At 48.2% G+C, this 14,995-nt stretch carries 16 protein-coding genes and 1 riboswitch; of the genes, 2 read left to right on the top strand and 14 right to left on the bottom strand.

Annotation, left to right across the window (positions count from 1 at the left end; translation table 11 throughout):
• Positions 1 to 351: 351 nt before the first annotated feature.
• From ACFO0S_RS03300 to speE, 10 genes are all read right to left on the bottom strand, one after another.
• Entirely contained in the window at positions 352 to 963 is a 612-nt protein-coding gene (locus ACFO0S_RS03300) for a hypothetical protein (protein WP_378140147.1), read from the bottom strand.
• Positions 964 to 1,158: 195 nt separating this feature from the next.
• A complete protein-coding gene (locus ACFO0S_RS03295; RefSeq protein ID WP_378140145.1) occupies positions 1,159 to 1,737 on the bottom strand; it encodes a cob(I)yrinic acid a,c-diamide adenosyltransferase in 579 nt (192 codons plus the stop codon).
• On the bottom strand, positions 1,734 to 3,203 hold the full coding sequence (locus ACFO0S_RS03290; RefSeq protein ID WP_378140143.1) for an adenosylcobinamide amidohydrolase: 1,470 nt from the start codon (positions 3,201 to 3,203) through the stop codon (positions 1,734 to 1,736). The genes ACFO0S_RS03295 and ACFO0S_RS03290 overlap by 4 nt, the downstream gene beginning before the upstream one ends.
• On the bottom strand, positions 3,204 to 4,199 hold the full coding sequence (locus ACFO0S_RS03285; RefSeq protein ID WP_378140141.1) for a FecCD family ABC transporter permease: 996 nt from the start codon (positions 4,197 to 4,199) through the stop codon (positions 3,204 to 3,206).
• Entirely contained in the window at positions 4,192 to 5,166 is a 975-nt protein-coding gene (locus ACFO0S_RS03280) for an ABC transporter substrate-binding protein (protein WP_378140139.1), read from the bottom strand. Before ACFO0S_RS03280 ends, ACFO0S_RS03285 begins: the two co-directional genes overlap by 8 nt.
• A gap of 135 nt (positions 5,167 to 5,301) precedes the next feature.
• Positions 5,302 to 5,439: riboswitch (cobalamin riboswitch) on the bottom strand.
• 4 nt (positions 5,440 to 5,443) lie between these two features.
• Positions 5,444 to 7,108 (bottom strand): arginine--tRNA ligase, encoded by a 1,665-nt coding sequence (gene argS, locus ACFO0S_RS03275; protein WP_378140137.1) that lies wholly within the window; start codon positions 7,106 to 7,108, stop codon positions 5,444 to 5,446.
• The gene (locus ACFO0S_RS03270; protein WP_378140135.1) at positions 7,105 to 7,524 is read right to left on the bottom strand and encodes a YwiB family protein; all 420 of its coding nucleotides are present in this window, start codon (positions 7,522 to 7,524) and stop codon (positions 7,105 to 7,107) included. The genes argS and ACFO0S_RS03270 overlap by 4 nt, the downstream gene beginning before the upstream one ends.
• Before the next feature lie 134 nt (positions 7,525 to 7,658).
• A complete protein-coding gene (locus ACFO0S_RS03265) occupies positions 7,659 to 8,111 on the bottom strand; it encodes a GGDEF domain-containing protein (RefSeq protein WP_378140133.1) in 453 nt (150 codons plus the stop codon).
• A 714-nt stretch (positions 8,112 to 8,825) separates the two neighbouring features.
• Complete coding sequence (gene speB, locus ACFO0S_RS03260) at positions 8,826 to 9,698, bottom strand: agmatinase (protein WP_378140131.1); 873 nt, start codon at positions 9,696 to 9,698, stop codon at positions 8,826 to 8,828.
• Position 9,699: 1 nt separating this feature from the next.
• The gene (gene speE, locus ACFO0S_RS03255; protein WP_378140128.1) at positions 9,700 to 10,533 is read right to left on the bottom strand and encodes a polyamine aminopropyltransferase; all 834 of its coding nucleotides are present in this window, start codon (positions 10,531 to 10,533) and stop codon (positions 9,700 to 9,702) included.
• A 132-nt stretch (positions 10,534 to 10,665) separates the two neighbouring features.
• Between speE and ACFO0S_RS03250 the strand changes: the two genes are divergently transcribed.
• Positions 10,666 to 12,714, top strand: coding sequence for a transglycosylase domain-containing protein (locus ACFO0S_RS03250; RefSeq protein ID WP_378140126.1), 2,049 nt, complete (start codon positions 10,666 to 10,668; stop codon positions 12,712 to 12,714).
• Here ACFO0S_RS03250 and ACFO0S_RS03245 read toward each other — a convergent pair.
• Both ACFO0S_RS03245 and ACFO0S_RS03240 read right to left on the bottom strand, forming a co-directional pair.
• Positions 12,706 to 13,032: a hypothetical protein gene (locus tag ACFO0S_RS03245; RefSeq protein ID WP_378140124.1), complete on the bottom strand. Its 327-nt coding sequence runs from the start codon at positions 13,030 to 13,032 to the stop codon at positions 12,706 to 12,708. The genes ACFO0S_RS03250 and ACFO0S_RS03245 overlap by 9 nt on opposite strands.
• Positions 13,033 to 13,136: 104 nt before the next feature.
• Entirely contained in the window at positions 13,137 to 13,658 is a 522-nt protein-coding gene (locus ACFO0S_RS03240) for a YwhD family protein (RefSeq protein ID WP_378140122.1), read from the bottom strand.
• A gap of 73 nt (positions 13,659 to 13,731) precedes the next feature.
• On the opposite strand from ACFO0S_RS03240, the gene ACFO0S_RS03235 reads away from it, so the two are divergent.
• The gene (locus ACFO0S_RS03235; protein WP_204589822.1) at positions 13,732 to 13,917 is read left to right on the top strand and encodes a 2-hydroxymuconate tautomerase; all 186 of its coding nucleotides are present in this window, start codon (positions 13,732 to 13,734) and stop codon (positions 13,915 to 13,917) included.
• A 53-nt stretch (positions 13,918 to 13,970) separates the two neighbouring features.
• Here ACFO0S_RS03235 and ACFO0S_RS03230 read toward each other — a convergent pair whose 3' ends face one another.
• Positions 13,971 to 14,201, bottom strand: a complete 231-nt coding sequence (locus ACFO0S_RS03230) for a hypothetical protein (RefSeq protein WP_378140120.1) — start codon at positions 14,199 to 14,201, stop codon at positions 13,971 to 13,973.
• A 290-nt stretch (positions 14,202 to 14,491) separates the two neighbouring features.
• Positions 14,492 to 14,995, bottom strand: coding sequence for a YwgA family protein (locus ACFO0S_RS03225; RefSeq protein WP_378140118.1), 504 nt, complete (start codon positions 14,993 to 14,995; stop codon positions 14,492 to 14,494).

Below are 14,995 nucleotides of genomic sequence, written 5' to 3'. Positions count from 1 at the left end.
GAAAGTATTAGTTTTAGTATAAAAATGAATGAGCGTTCAGTCAAGGGGTTTTTAAGAGAGCGGCGGAGGGTAAGGTCCATTTCGTGCAGCTACCCGGTCCATTGTAGCGGTTTACCAGGTCCATTCGAGCATCTTGACCGGTCCATTCGAATGGTAGGGGTCGATTTGATTAACTCAACAGGTCCGTTCGAGCATATTACCCGGTCCATAGAGGCTCATTCCCCGGTCCATACTGCAAAATTGAGTCTGCCCAGCTGTCGACGGGGAAGTCCCTAAATCTTAGCTGCCCAAGCCCTTACTAGAAATAAACCCGCAGCCTTCGCTGCGGGCACTTCAAGTTTGTAATTCTAGTTATTCGTTCGTTTTGCTGATATGCACACTGTGAACTTCGTCTGGACTGCCCGAAGTCAATGTGAATGAAGCAACATAGCCGTCCCCTTGGTACGTATGCGCTTCAATGATGTCGTCAATCTCCATCGGCTCTATTTCAGTTGGTTCGCCCCATGCCTCATGAATGTTTTCAATCGCCACTGGCTCGTCGAATGACAAGTGGAATGCGACGACTTCTTCTTCGTCCATCAAGTGAGCAATATGGATGTTGCCGTACGATTTAAGTGGAGCACCAGCTAAGAAGTCCTCAGTATCTGGTGTGCCCAGTTCTGCTTCCACATCTGCAAGTGACGAACCGATTTCTAGATTCGTTCCAAGAACCTGACCGGAGAGAAGCTGATTCTTCCCTTCTTCGGATAAGATCTGCTCATCCCAAGAGAGTTCTTCTGTCGTCTCTTCCGAAGCAGCATCTTCTTCCTCTTTGTCTTCAGCAGCCGCTTCTGCGTCATCAGTGGTTTCTGTGTCTTCCACTTGATCGCTTGTCACCGGTGTCTCTTCTTCAACCGGCTGTGATTCGTCTGTACAAGCAGCGAGTAATAAGCTCGCAGCAAGTAACCATGCATATTTTTTCATCTCTACCGACCTCCCTACTAGTCTTTTCCATTATACCCAACTAGTTCTTTTAAATATGTGAGACCATCGAAGCGTTTCCGACTCTAGTTAATTCGAACCGCACGGTGGGTGCCTGTTGGACTGTCTATGTTGGTGTCCCATAGAAAAAACCAGCTTTCGTCTGTTATAACGAGAACTGGCTAGATTAATTGCATATTATTTCGATTCTTTATCTGTATGGAATACCTTTGCGCCGCGGATGTATTCGATATCTGATACACCGGAGCGGGCGTTGACGACACGAGCAGCGGCGAATAGGTAGTCGGATAGGCGGTTTAAGTATTTCTGAACGATGACTGGGACGTCATCATGTTGCTTCATAAGGGAGACCATCTGACGTTCCGCACGGCGTGCGACGGTGCGCGCGATATGTAGTGTCGCAGCAGCTGGAGTCCCTCCTGGTAGGATGAAGCGTTCAAGTGCTGGTCCTTCTTCCATCAGTTCGTCAATGCGGGCTTCCAGAATCGTGATCGGCTCTTCGGTTAACTTGTAATTCCGGACTTTCGTCACGACAGCCAAATCGCCTCCACAATCAAACAGTTCGTGTTGGATGGCTTCCAAGTCACGCAAAATATCCGAGAACTTCTCTTCCTCAAGCTCCGTCACTGCTTTGCCGATAAATGAATTTGCTTCATCAATCGTGCCGTACGTTTCAATGCGTAAATCATCTTTATCTGCACGTGCGCCAATTAAACTGGTTTGGCCTTTGTCCCCTGTTTTCGTGTAAATTTTCACGATGATTCCTCCCCATGTGCCTGTTGATACTGTCGAATGGCTTGTCGAGTGCACGAGACCACGGCACGCCCGATGGCTTTTCCGAGTTCCGTGACGGGTCCACCGTACGGACTGAACGGTCCTCGTTGCGTCGCCGCAATGACAAGACTGTCCGTTGGTGTACCGGTTGCGAGTGTCCCCGTGCGGTTATCGAGAACGTGTTCTTCCGCCAGAGCTTTCGTCTTCGCTTCCGTTGCGGTCATCATCGCTTCGATGAACGCTTCGTCTGAAACATGTCCATTGATCAGGATCCATGTGTTGATTGTACCAATTGATGGCAACGACCGCACTTCATGTGCCCGTGACACATCCATGGCATTCCCAATCCCCGCTGTCACCATGATGAGAAGGGACCCATAGTCTCCACTATATTCTTCAATGACTGCTTGATGCACATCGACTGCCGTCATTTGGGCAACGGTTTCTGTTGAGACCCATCCGCGACTTCGTACAAAGTCTTTCATCTCGGACGTTACATCGCTATGCCCATAAGTTGGATCGACTTGACGGTTGATCAGTGTGCGGTACCATCCAAATCCGGGATTCAACACGGCAGAAGAAACCACGCGGAGAGGCCGTTCAGAATGGTAGACGACAGTATTGTCCTCTATTTGTATATCTTCTTTGCGAATGGTTGTAGCCGTGTCCGCCGATTCTTTTGGAAGGAGCGTCATTTGCGGTTTCGGTTCGACCGGATGCGGCGCGACTTCTAAGAGCGTTTCATAGACGTGTTCTAGTTTCGCTTTTTCAATCACTTCATGCGGTTCCCCGCACGCATATACTTTCCCATCTTGCAGTAACAGCAATTGATCACAGTAAAGGGATGCGAGGTTGATATCGTGAAACACACTGACAACGGCGATACCTTCCGCTTGTACATACCCCCGAAGTGTATCAAGGAGTTGCTTTTGGTGCGCAATATCCAAGTGGTTCGTCGGTTCATCGAGTAAGAGTAATGGGGCTTTTTGAGCCAGCGCCTGCGCGACAAATACTCGCTGTTGTTCTCCACCTGATAGTGACGTGATTTCTTGTTCTGCATAGCGTGTCACTTGCGTTGTACGCATCGCCTCCACAACAGCCGCTTCGTCTTCATTTGACCAACTGGAGAACAGTCCGGATTGGTGCGGATAACGACCGAGCGCAACGACTTCTTTCACCGTCATCCCGAACGCTTGCGGATGCAGTTGAGGAAGCACCGCCATTACTTTTGCGAGTTGCTTCGCACGGTACGAAGCCAACTCTTTTCCTGCAATAGTCACCGTGCCCGCTTCCGGCTTCAAAATGCCACTTACGAGCTTCAGAAGAGTCGACTTCCCACTTCCGTTGGGACCAAGGACCCCAAGAATCTGTCCGGGAGCCAAATGAAAGGAGACGTCTTTCAAGATTGGAAACGTATACCCACCGCTGACGTTTTCGACATGTAGCATCTATCTCGCTCCTTTCGTTCGTTGGCGAAAGAAGATCCACGCAAAGACTGGGGCACCGAGTAGTGCCGTCATTACACCAATCGGCAGTTCTGTCGGTTCAATGATCGTCCGGGCGACCAGGTCACATAAAATAAGTAACGATGCGCCGTTGATCATACTGAGCGGCAACACATGTCGATTGTCCGCCCCAAACAAAAGCCGAGTCATGTGAGGAACGACGAGTCCAACAAACCCAATCGTACCTGATACGGCAACTGCTGCACCGGTTAACACCGACCCACCAATCAGGACTTCCTTTTTCACGAGGGCCACATTCACACCTAAGTGGTGCGCACGGTCTTCTCCGAGCTGAAGCGCGTTTAAATCACGCGCCCGGAACAAGAGCCAGCCTCCTGCAACAACAACGAAAGGCGCGATCATTTGGACATGGACCCACGTCCGCATAGCGACACTTCCAAGTAACCAACCAATAATTTGACGCAGTTCCTCTCCTGTCAGTGCAATCATTAAGGAAATCATCGCACCGAAAAAGGAACTCGTGATGATTCCCGTTAGAATGATCGTCTCCATACGTAGCGATTTATCCATCGCACGCGCAAATGTCAAGACGAGAAGAAGTGTCACCAGTGCCCCCACCATACTAAGAAGCGGGAGTGTAAACATGCCAACAAACGGAATCGATAATCCAAAAAATAAGGTAGCCACAGCACCGACCGAGGCACCGGAAGAAACACCTAAAGTGTAAGGGTCGGCGAGTGGGTTTTTCAAAAGTGCCTGGAAAGAGGCTCCTGCTACTGCTAACGCCGCTCCCACAAGGGCTGCCAGGAAGACGCGAGGCATCCGGATATTCCAGACAATCGTTGTAGCTGTTGTATCCTCGCTCCCTCCCCACAGTGTACTCAGTGGAATCTGGACAGCACCGATGGAGATGCCAAGCCAAAACGAGAGCGCGAGCAGCAAGAGCGATACAATCCAGCCGAGCGGTCTTTTAGTCATTCATGACTTCTGGGTACACTGCACGCGCAAGCTCTTGTAAAGCTTCTGCAAGACGTGGCCCCGGACGTGTCACGATGTCTTCATTTACTTGGACAACTGCGTCTTGCTGAACGGCTGTGATTTGATCAAAACCAGGACGCGCCTTAACAGCATCAACAGCATTTTCAATGTAATTATACGTCAATACGATGACGTCCGGGTTGCGAGATACAATCTCTTCCCCGTTCATCAGGAGCCAACCTTCTTGGTCCGCTACTAAGTTTTCCGCGTTAATACGGTCAAGCAGTTCCTGCATCAATGTCCCTTGTCCAGCCGTATAGATTTCAGGGTCGCCTGACGATTCGATAAACACGGTCTTCTTTGTTTCTACGGCTTCAAGTTGCGCCGTAATTTCCTCGACTTGGGCTTGCATGTCACTCACAATCGTTGCCGCTTCTTCCGCTTTGCCTGTTACAGCACCAATAGCTTCAATCGTGCCATAAGTATCTTCAAAGCTCATCGCATTGTCGACGACATAAATTGGTACACCAGCATCTATTAACGGCTGAAGGCCTGCTTCAGCAGTAGACCAGCTGGATTCATGTGCTAAAATCAAGTCCGGTTGAAGGGCCGTCATTTTTTCAATATTAAACTCAAACGCGCCAATCTTTTCTTTTGTCGTAGCTGCTTCCGGATAATTGTCGTAATCCGTCACGCCGACAACTTCTTCGTCTAGACCGAGCGCAAACAAGATTTCTGTATTACTTGGAATCATCGAAATAATCGAATCCGGAGCTTCTTCAATCGTCACTTCGTTACCTACACTGTCTGTCACGGTTAGTGGGAATGTGACTTCACTATCTCCTGATGCTACATCTTCTGATGCTACGTCTTCTGTCTCTGTTTCCGGAGTTTGTGTCTCCTGAGTTTCTTCGGTACATCCTGCCAATAGCATGACTGCGAGTAAACTGATTAACCACTTTTTCATTTCTGTACGCCTTCTTCCTCGATATAGTATGTAAAAAAACCCGCCTTCCCCTACAGGGAAAACGGGTAAAACTAGGTATAAACCGGCAAGAAAGCATAGAAATATCCGATTTTCCCCAACCCATCCTCGTAGGTTCACGGCGCATTCAACAAGGCAGGTTTCCTGGCTTACGACCGTGGTCGCTTACAGTGGCGGGACCGTGCTGGACTTTCACCAGCTTCCCTTTTACCTCAAGCAATCCGTTACTTGAGCACCTTGTTGTATTAAGTGTATCGTACTACATTTTCTCAGGAGCGGAAACCCCTAATAATTTTAATGCGTTTTCAAGTGTCTGGCGTGTCGCAGAAATTAATGCTAAACGAGCAGATGTTAATTCTGGCGCTTCCGGATCCAATACTTTGTTGGCATTATAGAAACTGTGGAAGTTTGCAGCCAGTTCTTGAATGTACGTCGCCACACGGTGTGGCGAGCGAAGTTTCGCTGCATCTGCCACCACTTGCGGGAAGTCGCCGATTTTTTTCATTAGGTCTTCTTCTTTTTCATCCGTCAGCAAGTTCAGGTGCTCGACAGTTGCCGAAACTCCTTGTTCGTCTGCTGCACGAAGAATCGAACAAATACGCGCGTGTGCGTACTGTGCGTAATACACAGGGTTTTCATTCGATTGAGAAACGGCGAGATCCAGGTCAAAGTCCATGTGGGAATCGCCTGAACGCATACCGAAGAAATAACGAACAGCATCTAAGCCCACTTCTTCTACTAATTCACGCATTGTCACGGCTTTTCCTGTCCGTTTACTCATCTTCATCTTTTCGCCGTCTTTATACAGCTGCACCATTTGGATGACGCTGACTTCTAATGTGTCGCGGTCATAACCCAATGCTTGGATTGCTGCTTTCATACGAGGGATGTAGCCGTGATGGTCAGCGCCCCAGATGTTGATCAGTTTTTCAAAACCACGGTTGATTTTGTCTTCATGATACGCAAGGTCCGGCGTCAAGTACGTGTAGCTGCCGTCCTGCTTGATCAGCACGCGGTCTTTGTCATCGCCAAACGTCGTTGAGCGGAACCAGGTCGCGCCTTCTTCTTCGTAGATGTGACCATTTGCACGTAACTTATCAAGTGCGACGTCAATTTTACCGTTCTCGTAAAGAGACGTTTCTGAGAACCATTCGTCGAAGTTCACGCGGAAGTCAGCCAGGTCCGTCTGTAATTTTTCAAGCTCTTTCTTCAAGCCAAACTGGCGGAAGAAGTCATAGCGCGCTTCGTCCGATAGAGATGTATATTTGTCGCCATCCGCTTCAACTAGAGCGTTTGCCATGTCGATGATATCTTGACCATGGTAGCCATCTTCTGGCATCTCTTTGTCTTGACCAAGTGCCTGGAAATATCGCGCTTCAAGAGATAGTGCCAAGTTGTGAATTTGGTTTCCGGCATCATTAATATAGTACTCGCGGCTCACGTCGTAGCCAGCAAAATCAAGGACGTTACATAACGAATCTCCGACAGAAGCCCCACGTGCGTGTCCTAAGTGAAGGTCGCCTGTTGGGTTGGCCGATACGAACTCGACTTGAACTTTCTCGCCTTCGCCTGCGTCACTACGTCCGTAGGCAGAACCTGCCGTGAACGCGGTGTTGACGACTTGTTGTAAGTAGTCTTTTTTTGTGCGGATGTTGATGAATCCAGGCCCTGCAATTTCCATAGAATCAATGGGTGTGCCTTCGGTTTGAAGGTTTGCCAAGATCTGTTCTGCGATAGCACGTGGATTTTGTTTCGCAATTTTGGTTAACTGCATTGCTACGTTTGTTGCGTAGTCACCGTTCTCTTTCACGCGAGGTGCTTCTAAATGAACCTCAACTTCTTGGTCGCCCGCGAGTCCGGTTGCGGCAACCGCTGCTTTTATTGCATCTTTAATGGATTGTTGTACTTGTTCAACAGCATTCATTCCGTTACCTCCGTATAGTGATAGTCGATAGTGTAATCGCCCATTTTTTGGTTGTCTTGATATAGGGAATATTCAATCAGGTCGTGTCCTTCTGTATGGACGATTCGATTCGTGAACACCTCGAGTGGCATCGTATGGCCATGCATCGTGTAATGTCCTTTTGTCTTACGACCGAGTTCGAATTCAATACGCATATCCGCGACGCCACGCCGTCGTATGAATCCTCCAGAGCCTTCAAACTTCACGAGTGTCTGGGTGACTTCTTCCGTGACTTCTTCAAAGCGAAGGAAGCGTTTTTGTTCTCTATGATACATCGTGCCGGAAGCACGTGTGCGATCTTGCGTCATTTTGGTACCGGGATGCTTGAAGGTTGACACAATCTTCAGCTGAATCGGAATCCCTGCCTGTTCGGTCATCTCAAGCCCTCTTTTCTTCTGTTTACTTTTTGTAGATAACCTTATAAGTATACGATTTTTTAAAGTGAATGTGAAGAGACGGTCATTCCGGAATTCAAAAAAGCGAAAAATCCGGAAGTGTACTCTTCGCTTTTCTAAATTGATGGCACAGGGGCATTCCCGTTTCGTACGCGCACACAGTTGCGACCACTCTGTTTGGCGATATATAGTTCGTTGTCTGCTGCTTTGTAGAGTTCTGTGAGCGTTTCTTTGTGGCGCGGGAAACCAGCTGCGCCAATACTGATGGTGATCGGTAGCAACAGGTCATCGGAAATGGTGAAGTCTTTTGAGGCAATCGCATGCCGAACCGCATCCAAATTTTCTTGTACCACATCTTCCGCTTCCCCCGGAAGCAGCACCGCAAACTCTTCGCTTCCAATACGTGCAGCCACTCCACCAAGACTCTTCATTTCTGCTTTCAAGCGCGATGCGAGTTGTTTCAGTACGAGATCTCCAACCGGATGACCATACTCATCGTTCACTTTTTTTGAAGAAATCGATATCTGCAACGGCCAAGTAAAACGGGGACTTGGTTTGTTGCCAGTCATAGAATAACTCTTGGAACTGTCGCGTTCCCACCCGTGTTCCTACTCGACGACCCTGGGTTCGACCGTGTCGCGAACCCACCCGCTTTCCTACCCCCGTTCCTACTCGGCGCCCCTGGGTCCAACCGGGTCGTCGCAGTGTCATCTCAGTAGGGTGTAGAAAAAGACAAGTGACCCAAATAGGCGGCTCATTGATACCAAAGGATGCGGTTATTGATACCAAAACCAACTCATCCTGAGGATTTCTAAAAGAATGAGAGTGATTTGGTCTCTTAATCGACCCAAACACGGGTTCCAATGATACCAAATGGGTGCTTGATTGATACCAAACAAGTGGAAATGGTCAATTCATGACGTCATGTGCTTCTTCTCAAAATATAAAAAGAGGGAGAGAATAGGAAACGCCCTATTCTCTCCCTCTATTCCATCCGTTTCTGGAGCAGGTCGCTCCACATCTCGGTGTAATCGAGTTGCGCAGGCTTGAAATCCATGCCAAATGCCATCGCGTCCATTGAGGCAAAGGGCGCCTCCCTGTCCACGCTGGCATTTGACAGAATTTCAGAACAGCCTGCTCCGCATCTAGATGGAATCAAGTTGCGAACGCTAGAAACCCCTTCACTAAGACGGGATCTCCAGAAAGGCAAACAGCGCCTCATTTGGTGCGCTCGGTTTTCACGATATTTCTGAACGAACGCCTTACGCATCTAGATCTAAATCTTACTTAACCCACCCTAACAACATTTCACGAATCAGCTTGGAAGCGGTGTTGACTGTTTGTTCGGACGAGTCGTAGATTGGTGCGACTTCGACAAGGTCGAATCCGACGACGTTGACTCCAGAGTTCGCGATTGCATGGATCGATGCCAGTAGTTCACGGCTCGTGATGCCGCCGCAGTCCACTGTTCCTGTTCCCGGCGCGTGCGCTGGGTCGAGTACGTCAATGTCAATTGTTACATAAACCGGACGTCCTTCAAGTTTTGGCAACACGTTTTTTAGTGGCTCTAACACTTCAAACTTCGCGATTTCCATTCCGTTTTCCTTTGCCCATTCGAACTCTTCTTTCATTCCGGAACGGATTCCGAATGAATAGACGTTGTGTGGCCCGATGTGCTCGGCAATCTTACGAATAGGTGTGGAGTGAGAAAGAGGCTCCCCCTCATACTCGACGCGTAGGTCCGTGTGTGCATCCATGTGAATGATGGCAAGGTCTTTGTGAACCGCTGCTACTTCTTTCATGACCGGCCAAGACACTAAGTGCTCGCCGCCCATTCCGACAGGCACTTTGCCGTCTTGTAAAAGTTGACGAATGAAGCCCCCAATCAATTCAAGGCTCTTTTCCGCGTTACCAAAAGGTAGTGGGATGTCTCCAGCGTCGAAATAATTCAGGTCGTCTAACTCGCGGTCCAGGTACGGGCTGTACTCTTCAAGACCAATTGATACTTCACGGATACGCTGCGGGCCAAAGCGTGAGCCCGGACGGTAACTGACGGTCCAGTCCATCGGCATGCCGTAAATTACCGCCTGCGCGTTCTCGTAATCCTGCTTACTTTTAATAAAGACGTTTCCACTATAGGCTTCATCAAATCTCATCTTATTCACCTGCTAAGTCCTTCACAAATTTCGGCAAGACGAAGGCGGCACTGTGAAGTTCTTTTGTGTAGTATTTTGTGTCGATGTCATGGAACTGTTCAGCAGGAACATCTAATGGATCATGTTTTTTCGATCCAATCGTGAAGCACCATAGACCTGACGGGTAGGTTGGGATGTTCGCTGTGTACAATTTTGTGATTGGGAAAATTTCCTTCACATCACTTTGTACTTGTTTGATGAGGTCCGCTTTGAACCACGGGTTGTCCGACTGTGCTACGAATAGACCGTCTTCCTTAAGAGCTTTGTGGATGCCCGCATAGAATCCTTTTGTAAATAAGTCTACAGCAGGTCCCATAGGTTCTGTTGAATCGACCATAATAACGTCGTATTCGTTTTCCGATTTCGCAATGTGCATGAAGCCGTCGCCAACGATAACTTCTACTCGTGGGTTGTCGAGTTCCCCAGCGATTTCCGGTAGATATTTCTTTGAGTACTCGATGACTTTTCCATCTATATCAACTAGCGTTGCTTTCTTCACTTTCGGGTGTTTCATTACTTCACGAATAACCCCACCGTCTCCTCCACCAACGACAAGTACGTTTTCTGGGTTCGGGTGTGTGAACAATGGCACATGTGCCACCATTTCGTGGTAAACGAATTCATCTTTTTGAGATGTCATGACCATGCCGTCAAGGAACAACATGTTGCCCCATTCTGCTGTTTCCGCCATCTCTAAGAATTGCCACTCCGTCTGTTCAACGTGCAACGTTTTATTTATCTTCATCGTAATTCCAAAGTTTTCAGTTTGCTTTTCTGTATACCAGTTTCCGCTCATTTATCTATCTCCTTCCATTAGTGAAAAAATAAAATACAGACAAACTATACAGGTTTTTTCAAAAAGTGCAACTGTTTTCCGTTTATTTCGCCTGTTCCATTTCCATACTAGAGGAAAGGGAGGGAAACGTCCATGAAACGTGCACACATCCGACGAAGAAAGAAACGAAAGTCCTGGTTTCGAAAAGGATTAATTATGTCCCTTTTCTTGCTCGGGATTGCAGGCGGAGGATTTGGAGTACTTCACGGGCATACTTTACTTATGGGACCTCCTATTCTCGCTGTCCCTACGGCAAATACGTACACGGACACGATGGAAAATCCGGTAGCTACACGGTACAGCGAAGAACGGCGCAAATGGATCACGCTCGATGACATGTCCCCGTACCTCCCGATGGCCGTTATCGCCATCGAAGATCAGGAATTTTATGACCATAACGGATTCGATTATACGCGGATTGCTGGAGCGGTGTTGGCTGACGTGAAAGCACGAAAAAAAGTGCAAGGCGCGAGCACCATTACCCAGCAATACGCTCGTACCTTATTTTTGACCAATGAAAAGACCTGGAGCCGCAAGATTAAAGAAGCGGTGTATGCCTACCGGATTGAACATGCGTATGACAAGAAAACGATTTTGGAAGGCTATTTGAATACCGTTTATTTCGGGCACGGAGCTTACGGCGTAGAAGCTGCAAGCCAGACGTACTACGGCAAGTCCGCAAGTGTATTGACCCTTGAAGAAGCGGCACAATTAGCTGCGATTCCAAAAGGCCCGAGTGTGTATTCTCCTTTTATTAACCCGGAAAAGGCGGAGGCTCGGAAACAACTTGTTCTTTCAGAAATGCGCAGTGATGGTAAGATTCCGGAAGAATTGTACATCCGCTCGAAAAATATACCGGTGACATTTTTGACGGATGCCCAAAAAGAAACGGCAGTGGCTCCTTATTATATGGAAGAGGCTCGGAAGGAAGCGGAGAAGATTCTCGACCGAAAAGGGCATCATCTTGAGATGGGTGGATTTACGATTGTAACAGCTCTTCGTCCTACCTATCAAGAAGCAGCCGAACAGGCGATTGCTCAGTGGATGCCGGTCTCCGAACTGCAAGTGGGATTTGTGAGCCAGGACGCGGATGGCCACTTTGTTACGGCGCAAGTAGGTGGACGTGATTTTTCAACAAGCCCTTTTAACCGGGTCACACAGGCAAAGCGTCAACCAGGTTCTGCGATTAAACCGTTGTTGTACGCCGCTGCACTTGAGAACAAATTTACGCCGCTTACCTTTTTAGATGTGGGAGCCACCAAGTTTCCCTATGACGACGGACGAAAGACGTATACACCGAAAAATGTGAACGGAAAGTTTGCTGACCATCCGATTTCGATGGCACAAGCTCTCGCCATCTCTGATAATATCTATGCCGTAAAAACGCTCGAGGAAATCGGGTATGCGTCTTTCCAGCGTGTGCTGGACCAATTCCATACGGGTGCGAAAGTGACACAGGCCCCTGCTTCTGCCTTAGGGACGAGTGAAATGTCTCTCCTTAATTTAACCAATGCATATACATCGATTCGGAATTTAGGCCACTATCAACCGGCGCGCTATGTGAAGCAGATTAAAGACCGAGACGGCACGGTCATTTATGATGCGATGGACGAGGTACCGAAATCAAAACAAGCCATTTCAGAAGCGCATGCATTCCAAGTGACGCATATGATGACCGGAGTCTTTGATTCCGTTTATAACGATTACTCTCCTGTCACAGGCTCCATGATTGCGCCGAAACTCGGACGGCAATACGCTGCGAAATCCGGGACGACATTGTCGGATCAGTATTTTATTGGCTTTAGCCCGGAAGTGACCGCAGGCGTCTGGAACGGCTTTGACGAAGGACGGCAAGTCGATACCGCGAATGCCGCGCACGTGACGAAACAAATCTGGGCAACGTTTATGGAAAGCGTGCATAAAGGAAAAGCTCGCACCGCCTTCAATGTTCCAAGTGGCGTCACTGGCGTCCTCGTCGACATCGAAACCGGCGGCCTCGCAAATGACGCCTGCCCGAATCAGCGCTACCTCTATGTCTCGCGTGCCAACGTCCCTACAAAATCTTGCACGGAGCTACGCGGAGAGAAAGTAGAAGCAGATATGAATAAGTGGCCTCTAAACCCCTTCGACTGGCTAGATTAGATGTGTGGGTGGGGTGGTGGGTGGGAACGTGGCACGGTCGGTGGCACGGTCGGTGGCACGGTCGGACCGTGGGTTCAACCCAGGGACATCGGGTGGGTTCGCGGGTAGGACAGCGGCACGGTCGGTGGCACGGTCGGACCGTGGGTTCAACCCAGGGACGTCGGGTGGGTTCGCGGGTAGGACAGCGGCACGGTCGGTGGCACGGTCGGACCGTGGGTCGAAATGCTGTTTCGCATCTAAAATAAATAAACCCCCGAATGGTTTCCGGCCATTCGGGGGTCTGACGCCTGCTTTTACGAGTGTGTACGGGTAATGCATACTGGTAAAAGAGCGTCGTGTCCCAGCATTACAGTTACGTAAGCTTTAACATCATTTTACTTTCTTTACGCGTGAAATTCAACCGGATTTGAAATTGTCACAGTTTAGTCAGAAGTTGCGAGCGCTTCTTTTAACTCATCCGGACTACGCTCCCATATCATAGGGTCATGCGATTGAAGGAAATCTCGCAAGATCACCTTGGAACGCTCATCCAAATTTTCTAGTAAGAATTTGCGTTTCATGGACTTGTCCATACGATTGACGTGATCAGCTAAAAGCTTGTACCCTCGACGTTTTTCACGATTGATAACCATTTCGCATGAAGCCATTCCTGCGTAGTATGGACCTTCCGGAAGTTGATCAATTGTGACCCAAACGAGCCAGTAGGGTTTTCCACCTGCGGAGTCTTCTCGGTTCGTCGTAAACTTGATTCCGCGTTCCGTATCGCTTCGTGCATGCATCGCGCCAATTTCAACACGGGCTACCCCTTCTTCCACATCTACGATGACGGGAGATACATTTTCTAAAGATAACGATCCGATGCCATATCCTTTGTGGCCATCGGTCGGGTCATTTTTAATAATCGTAAAGCCAATTTTTTGTTTTGGTTTTTGTTCATCTGCCATATATCGTTCTCTCCTTCCTCTATGGTAAGATAGTTCTTAGTATACCGAATGAGTACACGAAGGAGGAAGAAATATGCCATATGTTACTGTGAAAATGTTAGAAGGTCGCACGGAAGAGCAAAAGAAAGCGTTGGTCGAGCGTGTGACGGCTGCTGTTACGGAAACGGTTGATGCACCAGCTGAGAAAGTCGTAGTGTTCATCGAAGAAATGCCGAAGAACCACTACGCCGTTGCCGGCAAGCGTTTGAGCGATCAATAAATCGAAGCAAGAATAGAATATGGGAGTCAAATAAACTTCAAATATATATTGTGTTAATTGAGGAAAGAAAAATAGGGCGAGGACATGCGGATATTTGTTGCATGCCCTCGCCCTATTCTTATGTCTTTTTTTCTAAAAACAATATCTTCCGTTTTCCAATTTCTCTTATTCAAACCTTCTTTAGGAATCGTGCAAGCTCCCATCACATGTCGTAATGCTTCACCTTCTTCAATAGGATTGTTCAATAGTATAAAGTTTGGCTCACAAGAGAATGAATCTTTCACAAACCCGAAGACTCCTGAAGCATCAGAGGATTCACGAGACCCCGCACGGTGGAGCAAAGCGCAAATATAAATGTTAAAAAGGCTGCTCCAGAAACTCCGAGAAAATCAGGCGGACCCAATGAGGCGTTCTTTGCCTCAATGGGTGCGAATGATTTTGGAGTGTGTTTCTAGCCTTTACAACTGGATAACACTTTGGGTAACCCGGAGGAGGCTTGGGGATTCTCGCTTCGGAAAGCGAAGGGTTTGGGGAAGATTCATGATTATATCCAAATGACTATTTATTAACTTACCTAACAGTCATTCCGCTTCAAACTTTCCATAAACGCGAACGCTTCATCGAACTCGTCCGGGGTGAAGTTGAGTTTCCCTTTGACGATATGTACTTTCTCAATCTGTGCGTCGCGCTCCAAATCGTCGAAGTAGAACAGCGTCGCCACCAGCTCTAAGAAACGGGAAGACTTCTCTTTCATTTGCGAAATGCATTCGCTGAATTGGCCATTCAGTTCCGGAGCCAGATCCATGAAAGCCTCACTTTCCGTCGTGGTCGTGTACGAATACTGTGTATACGCGCCCATGTCCTCTTTTTTCTCCATAAGGAAGCCCATGTTGCACAGTTCCTCCACACGTGCCGTCAGTTCTTCTGAATATGGGCCGTACATGTGGAACTCGTATTTTTCTTTTACCGGATACTCGAGCTTCTTCGCAATATACATCATTTTTTGAAGTTTCTTTCGGCCGGTAATGCCCTCAGCTGCCGCAATAAAACGCACAATGCTTGCGTGGTCTTGTAGCAT

Origin of the sequence: Chryseomicrobium palamuruense, from assembly GCF_042649045.1 — a bacterium.
GTDB classification, from domain to species: Bacteria; Bacillota; Bacilli; order Bacillales_A; family Planococcaceae; genus Chryseomicrobium; species Chryseomicrobium palamuruense.
This window is presented reverse-complemented; position numbering and strand designations above follow the sequence as displayed.

Excerpts from the sequence above, each read along its gene's own strand:
- ACFO0S_RS03300 (WP_378140147.1), bottom strand. The coding sequence starts at position 963 with ATGAAAAAATATGCATGGTTACTTGCTGCGAGCTTATTACTCGCTGCT.
- ACFO0S_RS03290 (WP_378140143.1), bottom strand. The coding sequence starts at position 3,203 with ATGCTACATGTCGAAAACGTCAGCGGTGGGTATACGTTTCCAATCTTG.
- ACFO0S_RS03285 (WP_378140141.1), bottom strand. The coding sequence starts at position 4,199 with ATGACTAAAAGACCGCTCGGCTGGATTGTATCGCTCTTGCTGCTCGCG.
- ACFO0S_RS03280 (WP_378140139.1), bottom strand. The coding sequence starts at position 5,166 with ATGAAAAAGTGGTTAATCAGTTTACTCGCAGTCATGCTATTGGCAGGA.
- argS (WP_378140137.1), bottom strand. The coding sequence starts at position 7,108 with ATGAATGCTGTTGAACAAGTACAACAATCCATTAAAGATGCAATAAAA.
- ACFO0S_RS03270 (WP_378140135.1), bottom strand. The coding sequence starts at position 7,524 with ATGACCGAACAGGCAGGGATTCCGATTCAGCTGAAGATTGTGTCAACC.
- ACFO0S_RS03265 (WP_378140133.1), bottom strand. The coding sequence starts at position 8,111 with ATGACTGGCAACAAACCAAGTCCCCGTTTTACTTGGCCGTTGCAGATA.
- speB (WP_378140131.1), bottom strand. The coding sequence starts at position 9,698 with ATGAGATTTGATGAAGCCTATAGTGGAAACGTCTTTATTAAAAGTAAG.
- speE (WP_378140128.1), bottom strand. The coding sequence starts at position 10,533 with ATGAGCGGAAACTGGTATACAGAAAAGCAAACTGAAAACTTTGGAATT.
- ACFO0S_RS03250 (WP_378140126.1), top strand. The coding sequence starts at position 10,666 with ATGAAACGTGCACACATCCGACGAAGAAAGAAACGAAAGTCCTGGTTT.
- ACFO0S_RS03245 (WP_378140124.1), bottom strand. The coding sequence starts at position 13,032 with ATGCATTACCCGTACACACTCGTAAAAGCAGGCGTCAGACCCCCGAAT.
- ACFO0S_RS03240 (WP_378140122.1), bottom strand. The coding sequence starts at position 13,658 with ATGGCAGATGAACAAAAACCAAAACAAAAAATTGGCTTTACGATTATT.
- ACFO0S_RS03235 (WP_204589822.1), top strand. The coding sequence starts at position 13,732 with ATGCCATATGTTACTGTGAAAATGTTAGAAGGTCGCACGGAAGAGCAA.
- ACFO0S_RS03225 (WP_378140118.1), bottom strand. The coding sequence starts at position 14,995 with ATGCTACAAGACCACGCAAGCATTGTGCGTTTTATTGCGGCAGCTGAG.